Below are 17,965 nucleotides of genomic sequence, written 5' to 3'. Positions count from 1 at the left end.
CCCGGGGGAGGCGCGGGGGCACCGGAAGTCGGAGCCGTCGGCGACTTCCCCAGGGCCAGCAGCATTTCGGCGGTGTGCCGCGACAGCTGCCAACCGCCCTGGAAGGGGGTGAACTCCATCGGGAAGGTGAAGTTGGCGTTGTTCGCCTGGGCGGTATGCACGGCGATGGCGGCCTTCACGTTCGACGGGTTCTTGTCCGACCACGCGATGTCGTTCGCGTTGAAGGTCATGGGCAGATATCCGTTGTCGCGCAGGGCGTTGGTGAACTTGTCCAGGGAGGCCGCGCTCTCCGGCGTCGCGCCTTCCACCAGATTCACCTTGCTGGTGCCCGGAACGTTCGGGTCGGTGAGTCGGGCGAGAACGTCGGTGAGCGCTTCGGGGGGCGGCAGGGGAGCCGTGACCGGCGCAGCAACCTGGCTCGACGGGGCCGGCGGTAGCGAAGAGGCGGTCGAAGGTGCACTCTTCGGGTGCGGCGACGAACACGCGGCGAGCCCGACTGCCGCCGCGGCGGTGGCGGCGCTCAGCGTTACTAACAGTGGCCGGTGCATCCAGTCGGTCGGCCGGCTAGGCGGCTCTGGCCGCTTCGCGAAGGAAGGGTGTCGCTAAGGTCGGGCCGATGGGTGCAACTGAAGTCACACCGGGGGCGGGGGCTACGACGGCGACGCGGGTCGAGCCTGTGGCGAGGCTTTTTGCGGTCACGGCGGCCCTTTCGATCATCACGATTAGTGGCCGAGATTACCAGCGTGACGAAAATCTTAACTTTTCGTGGGTATTTGACTACGCACATCAATCGGCAATCGCCGGTAGCTTTGAAGTATCCGCCGCGCCAATTCGGTGTGGGAAAGGAGCGCAAGATGGGTAGCTCAGAGCGTTCTGACGCATTCGGAACCCCCCACGAATCAGACATGTCCATCGGCGACGAGGCCGAGTTGGAGCAACTACGCCGCGAGGCAGCGATGTTGCGCGAGCAACTCGAGCACGCCGCCGGCGCGCATGGCGGCGCCCGCTCCGCGCGCGACGTGCATCAGCTGGAAGCGCGCATCGACTCCCTTGCGTCGCGGAACTCCAAGTTGATGGAGACCCTCAAAGAGGCCCGCCAGCAACTGCTGGCGCTGCGTGAGGAAGTCGATCGGCTGGGGCAGCCGCCGAGCGGTTACGGCGTCCTGCTCGCCACCCACGAGGACGACACCGTCGACGTGTTCACCTCCGGTCGCAAGATGCGGCTGACCTGCTCGCCCAACATCGAAGTCCCGTTGCTGCGCAAGGGTCAGACGGTGCGCCTCAACGAGGCCCTCACCGTCGTCGAGGCCGGCACGTACGAATCGGTCGGCGAGATTTCCACGCTGCGCGAACTGCTGGCCGACGGGCACCGTGCCCTCGTCGTCGGACACGCGGACGAGGAACGCATCGTGTGGCTCGCCGAGCCGCTGGTCGCCGAGAACCTGCCCGAAGGGCATCCCGACGCGCTCAACGACGACACCCGCCCGCGCAAGCTGCGGCCCGGCGACTCGTTGTTGGTCGACACCAAGGCCGGCTACGCCTTCGAGCGCATCCCCAAGGCCGAGGTCGAGGACCTGGTGCTGGAAGAGGTGCCCGATGTCAGCTACCTGGACATCGGTGGTTTGACTCGCCAGATCGAGCAGATCCGCGACGCCGTGGAGCTGCCGTTCCTGCACAAGGAGCTGTACCGCGAATACGCGCTGCGTCCGCCCAAAGGTGTGCTGCTCTATGGCCCGCCCGGGTGCGGTAAGACGCTGATCGCCAAGGCGGTGGCCAACTCGTTGGCCAAGAAGATGGCCGAGGTGCGCGGCGACGACGCCCGCGAAGCCAAGTCCTACTTCTTGAACATCAAGGGTCCCGAGCTGCTCAACAAGTTCGTCGGCGAGACCGAGCGGCACATCCGGCTGATCTTCCAGCGCGCCCGGGAAAAGGCGTCGGAAGGCACACCGGTGATCGTGTTTTTCGATGAGATGGACTCGATCTTCCGCACCCGCGGCACCGGGGTGTCCTCGGACGTCGAGACGACGGTGGTTCCCCAGCTGCTCAGCGAGATCGACGGTGTGGAGGGACTCGAGAACGTCATCGTGATCGGCGCCTCGAACCGTGAGGACATGATCGACCCCGCCATCCTGCGGCCGGGACGTCTGGACGTGAAGATCAAGATCGAGCGGCCGGATGCCGAAGCGGCGCAAGACATCTTCTCGAAGTACCTGGTCGAGTCGCTGCCGGTGCACGGCGACGATCTGGCCGAGTTCGACGGCGACCGGGCGGCATGCATCAAGGCGATGATCGAAAAGGTCGTCGACCGGATGTACGCCGAGATCGACGACAACAGGTTCCTGGAGGTCACCTACGCCAACGGTGACAAGGAAGTCATGTACTTCAAGGACTTCAACTCCGGGGCGATGATCCAAAACGTCGTCGACCGCGCGAAGAAGAACGCGATCAAGTCCGTGCTGGAGACCGGCCAACCCGGTCTGCGCATCCAGCACCTGCTGGACTCGATCGTCGACGAGTTCGCCGAGAACGAGGACCTGCCCAACACCACCAACCCCGATGACTGGGCGCGGATTTCGGGCAAGAAGGGCGAGCGGATCGTGTACATCCGCACCCTGGTCACGGGCAAGAGCTCGAGCGCTTCGCGGGCCATCGACACCGAATCCAACCTGGGGCAGTACCTGTAGGGCTCGGCGTGGCCGTCGGTCAGTCGGTCACCAGCGAATAGCTGTTCGTCAGGTTGTCCTGCAACACCTGGGCCGGCCGCTGCGTGGTGTCCACGCGCAATTCGTCGGCGAGCACGCGCGGTTGGTAGGCCCAGCCCGCCGGCAGGTCCAGACGATCGGCGAGTCCTGGCAGGTCCGCGCGCGACAGGGTGGCGTCGGTGACCTGGCTCCAGGTCTGCATGATCCAGTGCTGGTTGAGGGGGTCGATGAGTTCGTACACCTCTTGGCCGGCGTTGAAGACGAACACCGTGTGGCGGTTGACCGTGTTGGGGATGTAGGGCGCCGGGTTCATCGACGACAGCAAAACCGTGGCCTGCTGGATCATTTCGATCCCGCCAAAGGACTTCGTGATCTGCGGGCCCCGGGCCTCTTTTTCGATGGCGTTCATCAGCCAGTAGCGGGGGCCGTTGAGTAGGGCCGCGGCCGCTCCGTGTTCGGTGGCGATGGCGTGCGCGTCCAGCGCCGACCACAGCTCGTGGGGACAGTCGTTGAGCGGGAAGCTGTTGTACACCGTTGCTTGCGGGCCCGCCTCGCCCGGCGTGACGAGGAGTACCTCGCCGTAGCGCTTCCCGGACAGGTCGAGTGCGTGCTTACCGACGCTGTGGTCGGATCCAGGGGCGGACACAGGGTGAAGTTAGTCACTGGTGTCGGCGCCGTCAACAGGACGGACGATGGTCCCGGCCGTGCCGTGGTAGCGGTTGAGCGCCGCCAAAGCCGTGTGCAGGCCGTCGATCAGCGGGTCGAGGGACGTGGACGGGTTTGGCCGGTGGGTTCGCCGGTGGTGGCCTCATCGGAAGGGTTGCCGGACCGGCATTTTGCCGACATCGGGGGGCCCACTGAGAAGGCCCACCGCGCCCCGCCGCGCGGGCCGCTTCGTCGCCCGGCCTACGCTTAGGTCATGCAACGAATCATCGGGACGGAGGTCGAATACGGCATTTCATCGCCGTCGGACCCGACAGCCAACCCGATCCTCACGTCGACGCAGGCGGTTTTGGCGTATGCGGCCGCCGCGGGCATTCAGCGCGCCAAGCGCACCCGCTGGGACTACGAGGTGGAATCGCCGTTGCGGGACGCCCGCGGCTTCGACCTGAGCCGCTCGGCCGGGCCGCCGCCGGTGGTCGATGCTGACGAGGTCGGCGCGGCCAACATGATCCTGACCAACGGCGCCCGGCTCTACGTCGACCACGCGCACCCCGAATACTCCGCACCCGAGTGCACCGACCCGCTCGACGCGGTGATCTGGGACAAGGCCGGCGAGCGCGTGATGGAGGCCGCCGCCCGCCACGTCGCCAGCGTGCCCGGGGCCGCGAAATTGCAGCTCTACAAGAACAACGTCGACGGCAAGGGCGCCTCGTACGGATCGCACGAGAATTATCTGATGTCGCGGCAGACGCCGTTTTCGGCGATCATCGCCGGCCTGACCCCCTTCCTGGTGTCCCGGCAGGTGGTCACCGGTTCCGGGCGGGTCGGCATCGGGCCCTCCGGCGACGAGCCCGGGTTTCAGCTGTCCCAGCGCTCGGACTACATCGAGGTGGAGGTCGGCCTCGAGACCACGCTCAAGCGCGGCATCATCAACACCCGCGACGAACCACACGCCGACGCCGACCGGTATCGGCGGCTGCACGTCATCATCGGCGACGCCAACCTCGCCGAGACGTCGACGTATCTGAAGCTGGGCACCACCGCGCTGGTGCTGGACCTGATCGAGGAGGGTCCGGCGCACGGCATCGACCTGAGCGACCTGGCGCTGGCGCGGCCGGTGCACGCGGTGCACGCGATCAGCCGCGATCCGTCGCTGCGCACCGCCGTGGCCCTGGCCGACGGTCGCGAACTGACCGGGCTTGCGCTGCAACGGGTTTACCTCGATCGGGTGGCCAAACTGGTGGACAGCCGCGACCCCGACCCGCGTGCGTCCGACATCGTCGATACCTGGGCGCACGTGCTCGACCAGCTCGAGCGCGACCCGATGGAATGCGCCGAAATCCTGGACTGGCCGGCCAAGCTGCGCCTGCTCGAAGGGTTCCGGCAGCGCGAAAACCTGAGCTGGTCGGCGCCGCGGCTGCACCTGGTCGACCTGCAATACTCCGACGTCCGGCTGGACAAGGGCCTGTACAACCGGCTCGTCGCGCGCGGCTCGATGAAGCGCCTGGTGACCGAGCACCAGGTGCTCGAGGCGGTGGACAAACCGCCGACGGATACCCGCGCGTACTTTCGCGGTGAATGCCTGCGCAGGTTCGGCGCCGACATCGCCGCGGCCAGCTGGGACTCGGTGATTTTCGATCTCGGTGGTGATTCGCTGGTCCGCATTCCGACGCTGGAGCCGCTGCGCGGCAGCAAGGCGCACGTCGGGGCGCTGCTGGACTCGGTGGACAGCGCCGCCGAACTGGTGGAACAACTCACCAGCTAGGTGCCGGTTCACCGCGGGAACGTCGGGGTTGACCGGTAGGCTAGGAAAGACCAACGGGCAGTGTGGCTTGATCGGTGAATAAGCCATTCAACGGGCCCACACAACGCAGGAGGCGGCGATGGCTCAGGAGCAGACCAAGCGTGGCGGTGGTGGCGACGACGAAGACGATGTCGCCAGCAGCACCGCCGCGGGCCAAGAACGCCGAGAGAAACTAGCCGAGGACACCGACGATCTGCTCGACGAGATCGACGACGTGCTCGAGGAGAACGCTGAGGACTTCGTTCGCGCGTATGTCCAAAAGGGCGGACAGTGACCTGGCCTTTCTCTAATCGCCTGTCCACCAATTCCGCACTCCCCGGCTCCGCTTTCTCAAGGGACCCCGCTATCGACCTCTCGTCATTTGCTGATCTGCTGCGACGTCAGGCGCCGGAATTGCTGCCGGCGAGCCTGTCCGGCACGCAATCGGACGCCGCTGCGGGGCAGCTGCCGCACGGCACCACCATCGTCGCGCTGAAATATCCCGGCGGCGTCGTGCTCGCCGGTGACCGGCGTTCGACGCAGGGCAACATGATCGCCGGGCGTGACGTCAAGAAGGTGTACATCACCGACGACTACACCGCCACCGGCATCGCCGGCACCGCCGCCATCGCCGTCGAATTCGCCCGCCTCTATGCGGTGGAACTCGAGCACTACGAAAAGCTCGAAGGCGTGCCACTCACGTTCGCCGGCAAGGTGAACCGGTTGGCGATCATGGTGCGCGGCAACCTGGCGGCGGCGATGCAGGGTCTGATCGCGTTGCCGTTGCTGGTGGGCTACGACATCGATGCGGCCGATCCCGAGGGCGCCGGCCGCATCGTGTCTTTCGACGCCGCCGGCGGCTGGAACCTGGAAGAGGAGGGCTACCAGTCGGTAGGGTCGGGCTCGATTTTCGCCAAGTCGTCGATGAAGAAGTTGTACTCGCAGGTCACCGACGCCGATTCCGCGGTGCGGGTCGCGATCGAGGCGCTCTACGACGCCGCCGATGACGATTCCGCCACCGGCGGCCCGGATCTGGTGCGCGGCATCTATCCCACCGCGGTCACCATCGGTGCCGAGGGGGCGCTGGAAGTGCCGGCGGCACGCATCGCCGAATTGGCCCGCGAAGTGATCCAAAGCCGTTCGCGTGCTGACACTTTCGGTCCCGATGGTGGTGAGAAGTGAGCTTCCCGTATTTCATCTCGCCGGAGCAGGCGATGCGCGAGCGCAGCGAGCTTGCGCGCAAAGGCATCGCCCGGGGCAAGAGCGTGGTCGCCCTGGTCTACGCCGGCGGTGTGCTCTTCGTCGCGGAGAACCCGTCCCGGTCGTTGCAGAAGATCAGCGAACTCTACGACCGCGTCGGCTTCGCGGCGGCCGGTAAGTTCAACGAATTCGACAACTTGCGCCGCGGCGGAATCCAATTCGCCGACACTCGCGGCTACGCCTACGACCGTCGCGACGTTACGGGCCGTCAGCTGGCCAACGTTTACGCGCAGACGCTGGGCACCATCTTCACCGAGCAGGCCAAGCCCTACGAGGTGGAGTTGTGCGTCGCCGAGGTCGCGCACTACGGCGAGACCAAACCGCCTGAGCTGTACCGGATTACCTATGACGGATCGATCGCCGACGAGCCGCATTTCGTGGTGATGGGCGGTACCACCGAACCGATCACCACGGCGCTCAAGGACTCGTACGCGGAGAACGCCGACCTCCGCGAGGCCACGCGCATCGCCGTGAAAGCGCTGCGGGCCGGCAGCGAGGCCTCCAACGGCGACCAATCCACCCTCGAGGTGGGCAGCCTGGAAGTCGCCATCCTGGACGTCAACCGGCCGCGGCGGGCGTTCCGGCGGATCAATCGCGCCACCCTGGAGAATTTGCTGCGCGAGCTGGATTCCGACGGCTCGGGGGGCAACGGTGAACCGTCCGACACCGACGGCGACTCCTCCGACTAGACACAACTTGCCTTGAGCGGCGCCGCACACTCGTCGGTGCTGATGTGTCTGGTGGTGCGCTAGGTGCCGGTGAGCTAGCTGGTTGCCGGGGCGTCGGTGCGGGCGGACACGTGGTTCACCGCGACCCGCGCGGCCAGCCACGGGTCGACGGAAAACTTGGCCGAACTGATACGCGCGGCTTGCTCACCGTCCCGGTCGGACAGCAAGTACCCTCGATTACGTGCAGCGACGAATCATGGGCATCGAGACCGAGTTCGGCGTGACGTGCACGTTTCATGGCCACCGCCGGCTCAGCCCGGATGAGGTCGCCCGCTACCTGTTCCGTCGCGTCGTGTCCTGGGGCCGCAGCTCCAACGTCTTCCTACGGAACGGCGCCCGGCTGTATCTCGACGTGGGTAGCCATCCCGAGTACGCCACCGCCGAGTGCGACAGCCTGGTGCAGTTGGTCACCCACGACCGCGCCGGGGAGTGGGTGCTGGAAGACCTGCTGGTCGACGCCGAGCAGCGGCTCGCCGACGAGGGCATCGGCGGGGATATCTACCTGTTCAAGAACAACACCGATTCGGCGGGCAACTCCTACGGGTGCCACGAGAACTACTTGATCGTGCGGGCCGGCGAGTTCTCCCGGATCTCCGATGTGCTGTTGCCGTTCCTGGTCACCCGCCAGCTGATCTGCGGGGCCGGCAAGGTGCTGCAGACCCCCAAGGCAGCGACGTTCTGCCTTTCCCAACGCGCCGAGCACATTTGGGAGGGCGTCTCCTCGGCCACCACCCGCAGCCGGCCGATCATCAACACCCGTGACGAGCCGCACGCCGACGCCGAGAAGTACCGGCGCCTGCACGTGATCGTCGGCGACTCCAACATGTGCGAGACCACCACCATGCTCAAGGTGGGCACGGCCGCGCTGGTGCTGGAGATGATCGAGGCCGGCGTCCCGTTCCGCGACTTCTCGCTGGACAACCCCATCCGCGCCATCCGCGAGGTCAGCCACGACGTCACGGGCCGTCGTCCCGTGCGGTTGGCGGGCGGGCGTCAGGCCAGCGCGCTGGACATCCAGCGCGAGTACTACAGCCGGGCGGTCGAACACCTGCAGACCCGGGAGCCCAACGCGCAGATCGAGCAGATCGTCGACCTGTGGGGCCGCCAGCTCGACGCGGTCGAGAGCCAGGACTTCGCCAAGGTCGACACCGAGATCGACTGGGTGATCAAGCGCAAGCTCTTCCAGCGCTACCAGGACCGCTACAACATGGAGCTGTCCGACCCGAAGATCGCCCAGCTGGACCTGGCCTACCACGACATCAAGCGCGGGCGCGGCGTCTTCGACCTGCTGCAGCGCAAGGGGCTGGCCGCGCGCGTCACCACCGACGAGGAGATCGCCGAGGCCGTCGACAACCCGCCGCAGACCACCCGGGCGCGGCTGCGCGGTGAGTTCATCAGCGCGGCCCAGGCCGCCGGTCGGGACTTCACCGTCGACTGGGTGCATCTCAAGCTCAACGACCAGGCCCAGCGCACCGTGCTGTGCAAGGACCCCTTCCGGGCGGTCGACGAGCGGGTCAAGCGCCTGATCGCGAGCATGTAGCCGCACGTCGGCTCGCGCCGCGAACGGCCGTGGAAGCGCCGGACGAGCACCATCGAATAATCTGGAGCCAATGGCGACGTCAAAAGTCGAGCGGCTGGTCAACCTGGTCATCGCGCTGCTGTCCACCCGTGGCTACATCTCGGCGGAGAAGATCAGGACGAGCGTGGCGGGCTACTCCGACAGCCCCAGCGCCGAAGCGTTCTCGCGCATGTTCGAGCGGGACAAGAACGAGCTGCGCGACCTGGGCATCCCGCTCGAGGTCGGCCGAGCGTCGGCCTGGGACCCCACCGAGGGCTACCGGATCAACCGCGACGCCTACTCGCTCGCGCCGGTCGACCTGACCCCCGACGAGGCCGCCGCGGTGGCCGTGGCGACCCAGCTGTGGGAGTCACCCGAGCTCATCACCGCGACCCAGGGCGCACTGCTCAAACTGCGCGCCGCCGGCGTCGACGTCGATCCGGACGCGCCGGTCGCCATCGCATCGCCGGCGGGGGTGCCGGGCCTGCGTGGGTCGGAGGAAGCCCTCGGAATCCTGTTGTCCGCCATCGATTCTCGCCAGGCTGTGCAGTTTCCGCATCGGCCGTCCCGGGCCGAGCCGTACTCGACCCGCACCGTCGAGCCCTGGGGCGTGGTCACCGAGAAGGGCCGCTGGTACCTGGTCGGCCACGACCGCGACCGCGACGCGACCCGTACCTTCCGGCTCTCCCGCATCGGGCCGGACGTCACGCCGATCGGCGCGCCGGGCGCCGTCACCGTGCCGAAAGACGTTGACCTACGCAAGATCGTGGCCCAGACCGTCACCGACGTGTCGGCGCCGACCATCGGACAGGCCCGGGTATGGGTGGCCGACGGGCGTGCCACCGCGCTGCGCCGCGCAGGCAGGCCCGTCGACGCGCGCCAATTCGGCGGTCGCAGCGGCGAGGTGTTCGAGCTTGACATCTCCTCGGCCGACCAGCTGGCCCGTGACATCGCCGGTTACGCAGCCGACGCCCTGGTGCTCGAGCCGCAGTCGTTGCGCGACGATGTGCTGGCCCGGCTGCGCGCACACGCGGGCCCCGACGCGGGTATCGACGCCGTCGGTGCGGGGCAACCGCCCAGCCGCGGGGGAGTGTCCGCATGACACCCATCTCCACCCGCCTGATTCGGCTGCTCAACATGGTGCCGTATTTCCAGGCCAATCCCCGGGTCACCCGAGCCAAGGCCGCCGCCGACCTCGGGGTGTCGGCCAAGCAGCTGGAAGAGGACCTCAACCAGCTGTGGATGTGCGGTCTGCCCGGCTATTTCCCCGGGGACCTCATCGATTTCCAGTTCTCCGGGGACACCATCGAGGTGACGTTCTCCGCGGGCATCGACCGCCCGCTCAGGCTCACCTCGCCGGAGGCCACCGGGCTACTGGTGGCGTTGCGTGCGCTGGCCGACATTCCCGGCGTCGTCGACCCCGAAGCCGCGCGCAGCGCCATCGCCAAGATCGAGGATGCCGCGGGAGCCCGCGGCCACGACGCCACCCATGCGGCGTCCGCCGTCGACGAGCCGGCGCCGGTGGAGAACCGCGCCGCGGCCGCGGTGCGCGCGGCCGTCCAGTCCAGGCACGCGTTGACCATCGACTATTACTCCGCCTCGCACGACACGCTGACCAGCCGGGTCGTCGACCCCATCCGGGTCCTGCTGATCGGCGGGCAGAGCTACCTGGAGGGCTGGTCGCGCGAGGCCGAAGGCGTTCGGTTGTTCCGTTTCGACCGGATCGTGGACGCCAGCGAGCTCGACGAGCCGGCCGCGCCGCCCGAGCCGGCGCTGCACGCCCCGCCGGACACCTCGCTGTTCGACGGCGACCCGTCGCTGCCGTCGGCCAAGCTGCGGGTGGCACCGGCGTCTTCCTGGATGTTCGAGTACTACCCGATGCGCGACGTGCGCGAATTGCCGGACGGATCCTGCGAGGCGGTGATGACCTACGCCTCCGAGGATTGGATGACGCGCCTGGTGCTGGGCTTCGGGGCCGACGTGCAGGTGCTGCAACCCGCGTCGCTAGCGCAGCGGGTGCGGGACGCCGCCGCGGCCGCCGTGACGTCCTACGAAGCCCTGAGCTAGCAAAAGTCCAGGCGATATGGTCCACCGCGGCGCGGCGCGGGCCCGCCGCCACATGCCGCTACTGCGGTAGCATCGGGTGAACGTCTGGAGGTAATCAAAGTGGGCAGTCTTAGTCCGTGGCACTGGGCGATCCTCGCGGTCGTGGTGATCTTGCTGTTCGGTGCCAAGAAGCTCCCCGATGCGGCGCGTTCGTTGGGTAAGTCGATGCGGATCTTCAAGTCCGAGCTCCGCGAAATGCAGACGGAGAACAAAGCGGAGACGTCGGCCCTGGGGACCCAGGGCGAGGCCCCCGCGGCGAACCCCACTCCCGTGCAGTCGCAGCGGGTCGACGCGCCGGCGCCCAGCGAGCAGGGGCACAGCGAAGCACGTCCGGCGTAGTCGCCATCATCGTCGCGCTGCCCGAGCGCCACTGACCGAGCATCGTGAGAGTCTTCAAGGTTTCAGCGCGCACTTCCGGCCTGCTGAGGCGCCTGAACCCCCGTAACCGGCGCAGCCGAACCAACCCGGATGCGACCATGTCGCTGGTCGACCATCTGACCGAGCTGCGCACCCGGCTGCTGATCTCCCTGGCCGCAATCCTGCTGACCACGATCTTCGGGTTCGTCTGGTACTCGCATTCGATCTTCGGGCTGGAAAGCCTCGGCGAGTGGCTGCGGCACCCGTACTGTTCGCTGCCGCAGTCGGCGCGCGCGGAGATCAGCCCCGGCGGACAATGCCGGCTGCTGGCCACCGCGCCTTTCGACCAGTTCATGCTGCGGCTCAAGGTGGGGCTGACGGCCGGGGTGGTGCTGGCCTGCCCGGTGTGGTTCTACCAGCTCTGGGCATTCATCACGCCCGGCCTCTACCAGAAGGAACGCCGCTTCGCGGTCGCGTTCGTGATCCCCGCCGTGGTCCTGTTCGTCGTCGGCGCGGTGCTGGCCTACTTCGTCCTGGCCAAGGCGCTGGGCTTCCTGCTGACCGTCGGCAGCGACGTCCAGGTGACCGCGCTGTCGGGCGACCGGTATTTCGGCTTCCTGATCAACCTGCTGGTGGTCTTCGGCGTCAGCTTCGAATTCCCGCTGCTCATTGTCATGCTCAACACCATCGGCGTGCTGCCCTACGAGCGGCTCAAGGCGTGGCGGCGCGGCCTGATCTTCGCGATGTTCGCGTTCGCGGCGGTCTTCACCCCCGGATCCGACCCGTTCTCGATGACCGCGCTCGGGTTGGCGCTGTCCATCCTCTTGGAGCTCGCCATCCAGATCTCCCGGCTGCACGACAGACGGAAGGCCAAACGTGAAGCCCAGGCCGTGATTCCCGACGACGAAGCATCGGTCATCGAACCGCCCACCGCGATACCGGAGCCGTCGTTCACCGCCGGGCAACACGACGATGTCACCTGACCCGTCGCCGCCCCCTGACGTCGCGGAGCTGGTGGAGCTCACCCGGTTCACCGCCGAATTACCCTTCGCGCTCGACGGCTTTCAGCGGCGGACGTGCGCCGCGCTCGAACGCGGCCACGGGGTGCTGGTCTGCGCGCCCACCGGTGCCGGCAAGACGGTGGTCGGCGAGTTCGCCGTGCACCTGGCGCTGGTGTCCGGCGGCAAGTGCTTCTACACCACGCCGCTGAAAGCGCTGAGCAACCAGAAGCACACCGACCTCACGGCGCGCTACGGCCGCGACCGCATCGGCCTGCTCACCGGCGACATGTCGGTGAACGCCGACGCGCCCGTGGTGGTCATGACGACCGAAGTGCTGCGCAACATGCTGTATGCGGATTCGCCTGCGCTGCATGGGCTTTCGTATGTGGTGATGGATGAGGTGCATTTCCTCGCAGACCGGATGCGCGGCCCGGTGTGGGAGGAGGTGATCCTGCACCTGCCCGACGAGGTGCGGGTGGTCAGCCTGTCGGCGACGGTCAGCAACGCCGAGGAATTCGGCGGCTGGATCCAGACCGTGCGCGGCGACACGACGGTCGTGGTCGACGAGCACCGGCCGGTACCGCTGTGGCAACACGTGTTGGTGGGCAGGCGTCTGCTGGATCTGTTCGACTACGACAACGAGAAACCGGCCGCGGATCGTCAGCCGCGCGTCAATCCCGAACTGCTGCGCCATATTTCGCACCGCCGCGAGGCGGACCGGATGACCGACTGGCGTGGGCCCCGGCGCCAGGCGGGACGGGGAAGCGCCGGGCGGCCGTCGCGTCCCCGCTTCTATCGAACGCCGTCGCGGCCGGACGTGATCGCCAGCCTGGACTCCGAGGGGCTGCTTCCGGCGATCACGTTCGTGTTCTCCCGGGCCGGCTGCGACGCCGCCGTCCAGCAGTGCCTGCGCTCGCCCCTGCAGTTGACCACCCAGGAGGAGCGCGCGCAGATCGCCGAGGTGATCGAGCACCGGTGTGGGGATCTCGCCGACGCCGACCTGGGCGTGTTGGGCTACTACGAGTGGCGCGAGGGGCTGCTGCGGGGTCTGGCGGCCCACCACGCGGGCATGCTGCCCGTCTTCCGCCACACGGTCGAGGAGCTGTTCACCGCCGGGCTGGTCCGGGCCGTCTTCGCCACCGAGACGTTGGCGCTCGGGATCAACATGCCCGCCCGCACGGTGGTGCTCGAGCGGCTGGTGAAGTTCAACGGCGAGCAGCACGTGGCGCTGACACCTGGGGAGTACACGCAGCTCACCGGCCGCGCCGGGCGCCGCGGCATCGACGTCGAGGGCCACGCGGTGGTGCTGTGGAATCCCACCGAGGAAACCACCGAGCCGTCCGCGGTGGCCGGGCTGGCCTCCACCCGCACCTTCCCGCTGCGCAGCTCGTTCGCGCCGTCGTACAACATGACGATCAACCTGGTCCAGCAGATGGGCCCCCAGCAGGCGCATCGTTTGCTGGAGCAGTCGTTCGCGCAGTATCAGGCGGACCGCTCCGTGGTCGGGCTGGTCCGCGGCATCGAGCGCGGCACCGCGATGCTCGACGAGATCGCCGGGGAGCTCGGCGGGCCCAAGGCCCCGATCCTCGAATACGCGCGGATGCGGGCGCGCATCAGCGAAATGGAGCGCGCGCAGTCGCGCGCGTCCCGGCTGCAGCGGCGGCAGGCCGCGAGCGACGCGCTGGCCGCGCTGCGCCGCGGCGACATCATCAACATCACCCATGGCCGGCGCGGCGGCCTGGCCGTGGTGCTGGAATCCGCCCGCGACAGCTCCGACCCGCGACCGCTGGTGCTTACCGAAAACCGCTGGGCGGGAAGGATTTCGACGGCCGACTACTCGGGCGCGTCCGCACCCGTCGGTTCGATGTCACTGCCCAAGCGGGTCGAACACCGTCAGCCGCGGGTGCGGCGCGACCTGGCGTCGGCACTGCGATCGGCCGCCGCCGGGTTGACCATCCCGGCCCGCCGCCGCGGCGGGCGCGGGGACTCCGACGGCGAATTTCACGACCCCGAGTTGGCGTCGTTGCGCGAACAATTGCGCCGGCACCCGTCGCACAACACGCCCGGCCTGGAGGCACAGGTGCGGCAGGCCGAGCGCTATCTGCGGATCGAGCGCGACAACGCGCAATTGGAGAAAAAGGTTGCGGCCGCAACCAATTCGCTGGCCCGGACCTTCGACCGGATCGTCGGGTTGCTCACCGAGCGCGGCTTCATCGAAGGCCGCGACGGCGACCCGCGCGTCACCGGCGACGGCCGATTGCTCGCGCGGATCTACAGCGAAAGCGACCTGCTGGTCGCCGAGTGCCTGCGCACCGGCGCGTGGTCAGGGTTGAAGCCGGCCGAGCTGGCCGCGGTGGTCTCGACGGTGCTCTACGAAACGCGGGGTGGGGAGGGGCCCGGGGCGGGTTTTGCGGCCGACGCGCCCACCCAGCAGGTGCGACATGCGCTGCAGCAGACTTCAAGGCTGTCGATGGCGCTGCGCGCCGATGAGCAAACGCACCGCATCGCCCCGAGCCGCGAACCCGACGACGGCTTCGTCAACGTCATCTATCGCTGGGCCAGGACCGGGGATCTGGCCGCGGCGCTGGCTGCCGCCGACCCGGCCGGCACCGGATCGCCCCTGCTCGCGGGGGACTTCGTGCGCTGGTGCCGGCAGGCGCTCGACCTGCTGGACCAGGTTCGCAACGCCGCTCCGGACCCCGAGTTACGGGCCACCGCCAAGCGCGCCATCAATGACATTCGGCGCGGCGTCGTCGCAGTTGACGCCGGGTAGGCTTGGCCGGAGCTACCGTTAAGCGCCGAATAGTTCACGCCAAGACACATTCACGCCAAGACACAAGGGCTGAGGGAGAAAGATGAGCGGACCGCAGGGATCGGACCAGCAGTGGCAACCGCCTGGTCAGGGTCAAGGTAGCGATCACTCGTCAGACCCGACTCAGGTTGCACCGACCTGGAACGAGCAGTCGAACCAGGAGACGTCGTGGCAGGCCCCGGCCTACACGCCGCCCGCCGACTACCCGCAGTACCAGCAGCCGGCCGAACAGGCGTACCCGCAGCAGTACCCCCAGCAGCAGCCGGGCTACGCGCAGCCCGGGCAGTACGGCCAGCCCGGCCAATACGCCCAGCCCGGGCAGTACGCCCAGCCGGGGCAGTACGGCCAGCCGGGCCAGTACCCGCAGCCGGGTCAATACGGCCAGCCGGGCCAGTACCCACAGCCCGGCCAATACGGCCGGCCGGGCCAGTACCCGCAGCAGTATCCCGGCTACGAGCAGCCCGGCAAGAAGCGACCGGTCGGACTGATCGCGGGCGTGGGCGGCGCGATCGCCTTCCTGCTCATCGCGGTCGTGCTGGTGCTCGGTTTCTGGCAGCCCGGCTTCTTCGTCACCACCAAGCTGGACGTCAACAAGGCGCAGGCCGGGGTCCAGCAGGTCCTCAGCGACGAAACCAACGGCTACGGCGCGAAGAACGTCCAGAACGTCAAGTGCAACCACGGCCAGAACCCGACCGTGAAAAAGGGCGCGACGTTCGACTGTGACGTCAGCATCGACGGTGCGCCCAAGCATGTGACCGTGACCTTCCAGGACAACAAGGGCACCTACGAGGTCGGCCGGCCGCAGTAGCGGGCGACCGCGTCAGCTCGGCAGCGCGTCCAGGGCCTTCTGCAGGCGGGCGATCGACGAGCCGACCCCCAGTTGCGTCGCCAATTCGGCGGTGAGTTGCGGATCGGCGGCCACCAGCGGCAGTTCGTCGTCGGGGGTCGAGAACGTGACGGGCGCGTCGGTGGCCACCCGCACCACCTTTTCGGCCGCCTCGATGTAATCCAGCGCGCCCAGCAGTTTCGCGCGCAGGCCTTTGGCCATCTTCGACTTCGGGTCGTGGGCGGCGGCCAGGATCATCTCCAACGAGCCGTGCTGGGCCAGCAGGGTGGCCGCGGTCTTCTCGCCGACGCCTGGGACCCCGGGCAGCCCGTCGGACGGATCGCCGCGTAGCAGGGCGAGCTCGGCGTAGGCGGGGCCGGCCCTATCCACCGGCACGCCATAGTGTTCGGCCACCTCGCCGGGCCCGAACAGGGTGGCCTTGCTCAATCCGCGGCCGAGGTAGAGCACCCGGACCGGGACGGGATCGTCCGACACCACCTGCAGCAGGTCGCGGTCGCCGCTGACCACCACCACCGCATCCTTGCGTTCCTGCGCCGCGAGGGTGCCGAGGACGTCGTCGGCCTCGAAGCCCTCCGCCCCGGCCGTCGGAATTCCGAACGCGTCAAGGAGTTCGGCGATCATGTCGATCTGGGGCGTCAGGTCGTCCGGGACTTCCTCGATGTCCGGCTCGTTCTGCGGCTCTTCCTCGGCCACCCGGTGGGCCTTGTAGGACGGGACGAGGTCCACCCGGAACTGGGGCCGCCAATCGAGGTCCAGGCAGACGGCCAGCCGACGGGGCCGCTGCTGGTTGATCACCACGGCCACGGAGTCGATGAATCCACGGACGGCGTTGACGGGCCGGCCGTCGGGTGCGGTGATCGAGGAGGGCACCCCGAAGTAGGAGCGGAACCACATGCTGGCGCCGTCGAGCAGCACGAGCGGTGCTTGGGGTGCTGGCATGCCGGTTATGTTCTCACGCCGCCGCGAGGCGACATGCGCTCGAGCATTAGCCTGGCTGCCATGGAGTCTCACCGCTTCGACGCAGCAGTGTATGGGCGCCGCCTGGCCGCGGCCGCCGCGGCGGCCGCCGATGCGGGCTTGGCCGGGCTGGTGATCACCCCGGGGTACGACCTGCGCTATCTCGTCGGGTCGCGCGCACAGACCCTGGAACGGTTCACCGCGCTGGTGTTGCCGGCATCGGGCGACCCGACGGTGGTGGTGCCGCGGCTGGAGCTGGCCTCGCTCAAGGGGTCTGCCATCGCCGAACTCGGCCTGGCGGTGCAGGATTGGGTCGACGGCGACAATCCCTACGATCTGGTGGGCTCCGCGTTGGGTGGCGCCCCCGCCGCGACCGCCGTCACCGATGCCATGCCGGCCCTGCATCTGCTGCCGCTGGCCGGGGTGCTCGGCGTGCTGCCGGTCCTGGCCACCGATGTGCTGCGCACGCTGCGAATGGTCAAGGAGCAATGCGAAGTCGACGCGCTTCGCAAAGCCGGGGCCGCCATCGATCGGGTGCACGCCCGGGTGCCGGAGTTTCTGGTCCCGGGCCGCACCGAGGCGGACGTGGCCGCCGACATCGCGGATGCCATTGTGGCCGAAGGGCATTCGGAGGTGGCCTTCATCATCGTTGGGTCCGGGCCGCACGGCGCCGACCCGCACCACGGGTATGCGGATCGCGAACTACAGGTCGGTGACATCGTCGTCGTCGATATCGGTGGTTCCTATGAACCCGGCTACAACTCCGACTCCACGCGCACCTACAGCATCGGTGAGCCGAATCCGGAAGTGGCTGAGCACTATTCGGTGCTGCAGCGTGCCCAGCGCGCGGCGTATGACGCGGTGCGCCCGGGCGTGACGGCCGAGCAGGTCGACGCCGCCGCGCGCGACGTGCTGGCCGCCGAAGGGCTCGCCGAGTATTTCGTGCACCGGACCGGGCACGGCATCGGCCTCTCGGTGCACGAGGAGCCCTACATCGTCGCCGGAAACGATCTGCCCCTGACCGAGGGCATGGCCTTCTCCATCGAGCCGGGCATCTACTTCCCGGGCCGGTGGGGTGCGCGCATCGAGGACATCGTCGTCGTCACCCCCGATGGCGCCTTGGCCGTCAACAACCGGCCGCACGAACTGATCGTGGTGCCCGTGGCCTGATCCACACGACACCAGGCCCGC

The 17,965-nt window shown here is 68.1% G+C and carries 17 protein-coding genes; 13 read left to right on the top strand and 4 right to left on the bottom strand.

The genetic code is table 11. The features are described from left to right. A partial coding sequence (locus tag ACYQ8K_RS18220) for a hypothetical protein (RefSeq protein WP_459971093.1) occupies positions 1–548 on the bottom strand: 548 nt, incomplete at its 3' end. Between the two features lie 306 nt (positions 549–854). Between ACYQ8K_RS18220 and arc the strand changes: the two genes are divergently transcribed. Next, positions 855–2,684 carry a proteasome ATPase gene (gene arc, locus ACYQ8K_RS18215; protein WP_459971091.1) on the top strand — a complete coding sequence of 610 codons (1,830 nt, stop codon included), beginning with the start codon at positions 855–857 and terminating at the stop codon, positions 2,682–2,684. Positions 2,685–2,703: 19 nt separating this feature from the next. Here the strand turns inward: arc and ACYQ8K_RS18210 are convergent, their stop codons facing one another. Next, positions 2,704–3,348: a hypothetical protein gene (locus ACYQ8K_RS18210; protein WP_459971089.1), complete on the bottom strand. Its 645-nt coding sequence runs from the start codon at positions 3,346–3,348 to the stop codon at positions 2,704–2,706. A gap of 273 nt (positions 3,349–3,621) precedes the next feature. Between ACYQ8K_RS18210 and dop the strand changes: the two genes are divergently transcribed. The 4 genes from dop (at position 3,622) to prcA (ending at position 7,097) form a co-directional block, all read left to right on the top strand. After that, entirely contained in the window at positions 3,622–5,130 is a 1,509-nt protein-coding gene (gene dop, locus ACYQ8K_RS18205) for a pup deamidase/depupylase (RefSeq protein ID WP_459971088.1), read from the top strand. Between the two features lie 118 nt (positions 5,131–5,248). Beyond that, positions 5,249–5,443, top strand: a complete 195-nt coding sequence (locus ACYQ8K_RS18200) for a ubiquitin-like protein Pup (RefSeq protein WP_007770846.1) — start codon at positions 5,249–5,251, stop codon at positions 5,441–5,443. After that, on the top strand, positions 5,440–6,330 hold the full coding sequence (gene prcB / locus ACYQ8K_RS18195) for a proteasome subunit beta (RefSeq protein WP_459971086.1): 891 nt from the start codon (positions 5,440–5,442) through the stop codon (positions 6,328–6,330). Before ACYQ8K_RS18200 ends, prcB begins: the two co-directional genes overlap by 4 nt. After that, positions 6,327–7,097 (top strand): proteasome subunit alpha, encoded by a 771-nt coding sequence (gene prcA, locus ACYQ8K_RS18190; protein ID WP_459971084.1) that lies wholly within the window; start codon positions 6,327–6,329, stop codon positions 7,095–7,097. The genes prcB and prcA overlap by 4 nt, the downstream gene beginning before the upstream one ends. Positions 7,098–7,171: 74 nt before the next feature. Here the strand turns inward: prcA and ACYQ8K_RS18185 are convergent, their stop codons facing one another. Next, the gene (locus tag ACYQ8K_RS18185) at positions 7,172–7,303 is read right to left on the bottom strand and encodes a hypothetical protein (protein WP_459971082.1); all 132 of its coding nucleotides are present in this window, start codon (positions 7,301–7,303) and stop codon (positions 7,172–7,174) included. Positions 7,304–7,317: 14 nt separating this feature from the next. On the opposite strand from ACYQ8K_RS18185, the gene pafA reads away from it, so the two are divergent. From pafA to ACYQ8K_RS18150, 7 genes are all read left to right on the top strand, one after another. Further along, entirely contained in the window at positions 7,318–8,676 is a 1,359-nt protein-coding gene (pafA, locus tag ACYQ8K_RS18180; protein WP_007770849.1) for a Pup--protein ligase, read from the top strand. Between the two features lie 70 nt (positions 8,677–8,746). Beyond that, a complete protein-coding gene (locus ACYQ8K_RS18175; protein WP_459971080.1) occupies positions 8,747–9,796 on the top strand; it encodes a helix-turn-helix transcriptional regulator in 1,050 nt (349 codons plus the stop codon). Continuing rightward, the gene (locus ACYQ8K_RS18170; protein WP_459971078.1) at positions 9,793–10,761 is read left to right on the top strand and encodes a helix-turn-helix transcriptional regulator; all 969 of its coding nucleotides are present in this window, start codon (positions 9,793–9,795) and stop codon (positions 10,759–10,761) included. The genes ACYQ8K_RS18175 and ACYQ8K_RS18170 overlap by 4 nt, the downstream gene beginning before the upstream one ends. Positions 10,762–10,860: 99 nt before the next feature. Next, the gene (tatA, locus tag ACYQ8K_RS18165) at positions 10,861–11,139 is read left to right on the top strand and encodes a Sec-independent protein translocase subunit TatA (RefSeq protein WP_085291910.1); all 279 of its coding nucleotides are present in this window, start codon (positions 10,861–10,863) and stop codon (positions 11,137–11,139) included. Between the two features lie 44 nt (positions 11,140–11,183). Further along, complete coding sequence (gene tatC / locus ACYQ8K_RS18160; RefSeq protein ID WP_459971075.1) at positions 11,184–12,140, top strand: twin-arginine translocase subunit TatC; 957 nt, start codon at positions 11,184–11,186, stop codon at positions 12,138–12,140. After that, positions 12,130–14,931, top strand: coding sequence for a DEAD/DEAH box helicase (locus ACYQ8K_RS18155; RefSeq protein ID WP_459971073.1), 2,802 nt, complete (start codon positions 12,130–12,132; stop codon positions 14,929–14,931). The genes tatC and ACYQ8K_RS18155 overlap by 11 nt, the downstream gene beginning before the upstream one ends. A gap of 82 nt (positions 14,932–15,013) precedes the next feature. Then, complete coding sequence (locus ACYQ8K_RS18150) at positions 15,014–15,778, top strand: DUF4333 domain-containing protein (RefSeq protein ID WP_459971071.1); 765 nt, start codon at positions 15,014–15,016, stop codon at positions 15,776–15,778. Positions 15,779–15,790: 12 nt separating this feature from the next. Here ACYQ8K_RS18150 and ACYQ8K_RS18145 read toward each other — a convergent pair whose 3' ends face one another. Continuing rightward, complete coding sequence (locus ACYQ8K_RS18145; RefSeq protein WP_459971069.1) at positions 15,791–16,756, bottom strand: 5'-3' exonuclease; 966 nt, start codon at positions 16,754–16,756, stop codon at positions 15,791–15,793. A gap of 60 nt (positions 16,757–16,816) precedes the next feature. Between ACYQ8K_RS18145 and ACYQ8K_RS18140 the strand changes: the two genes are divergently transcribed. Further along, on the top strand, positions 16,817–17,944 hold the full coding sequence (locus ACYQ8K_RS18140; RefSeq protein ID WP_459971067.1) for a M24 family metallopeptidase: 1,128 nt from the start codon (positions 16,817–16,819) through the stop codon (positions 17,942–17,944). Positions 17,945–17,965 lie beyond the last annotated feature (21 nt).

This window comes from Mycobacterium sp. MUNTM1 (genome assembly GCF_054660795.1).
This window is presented reverse-complemented; position numbering and strand designations above follow the sequence as displayed.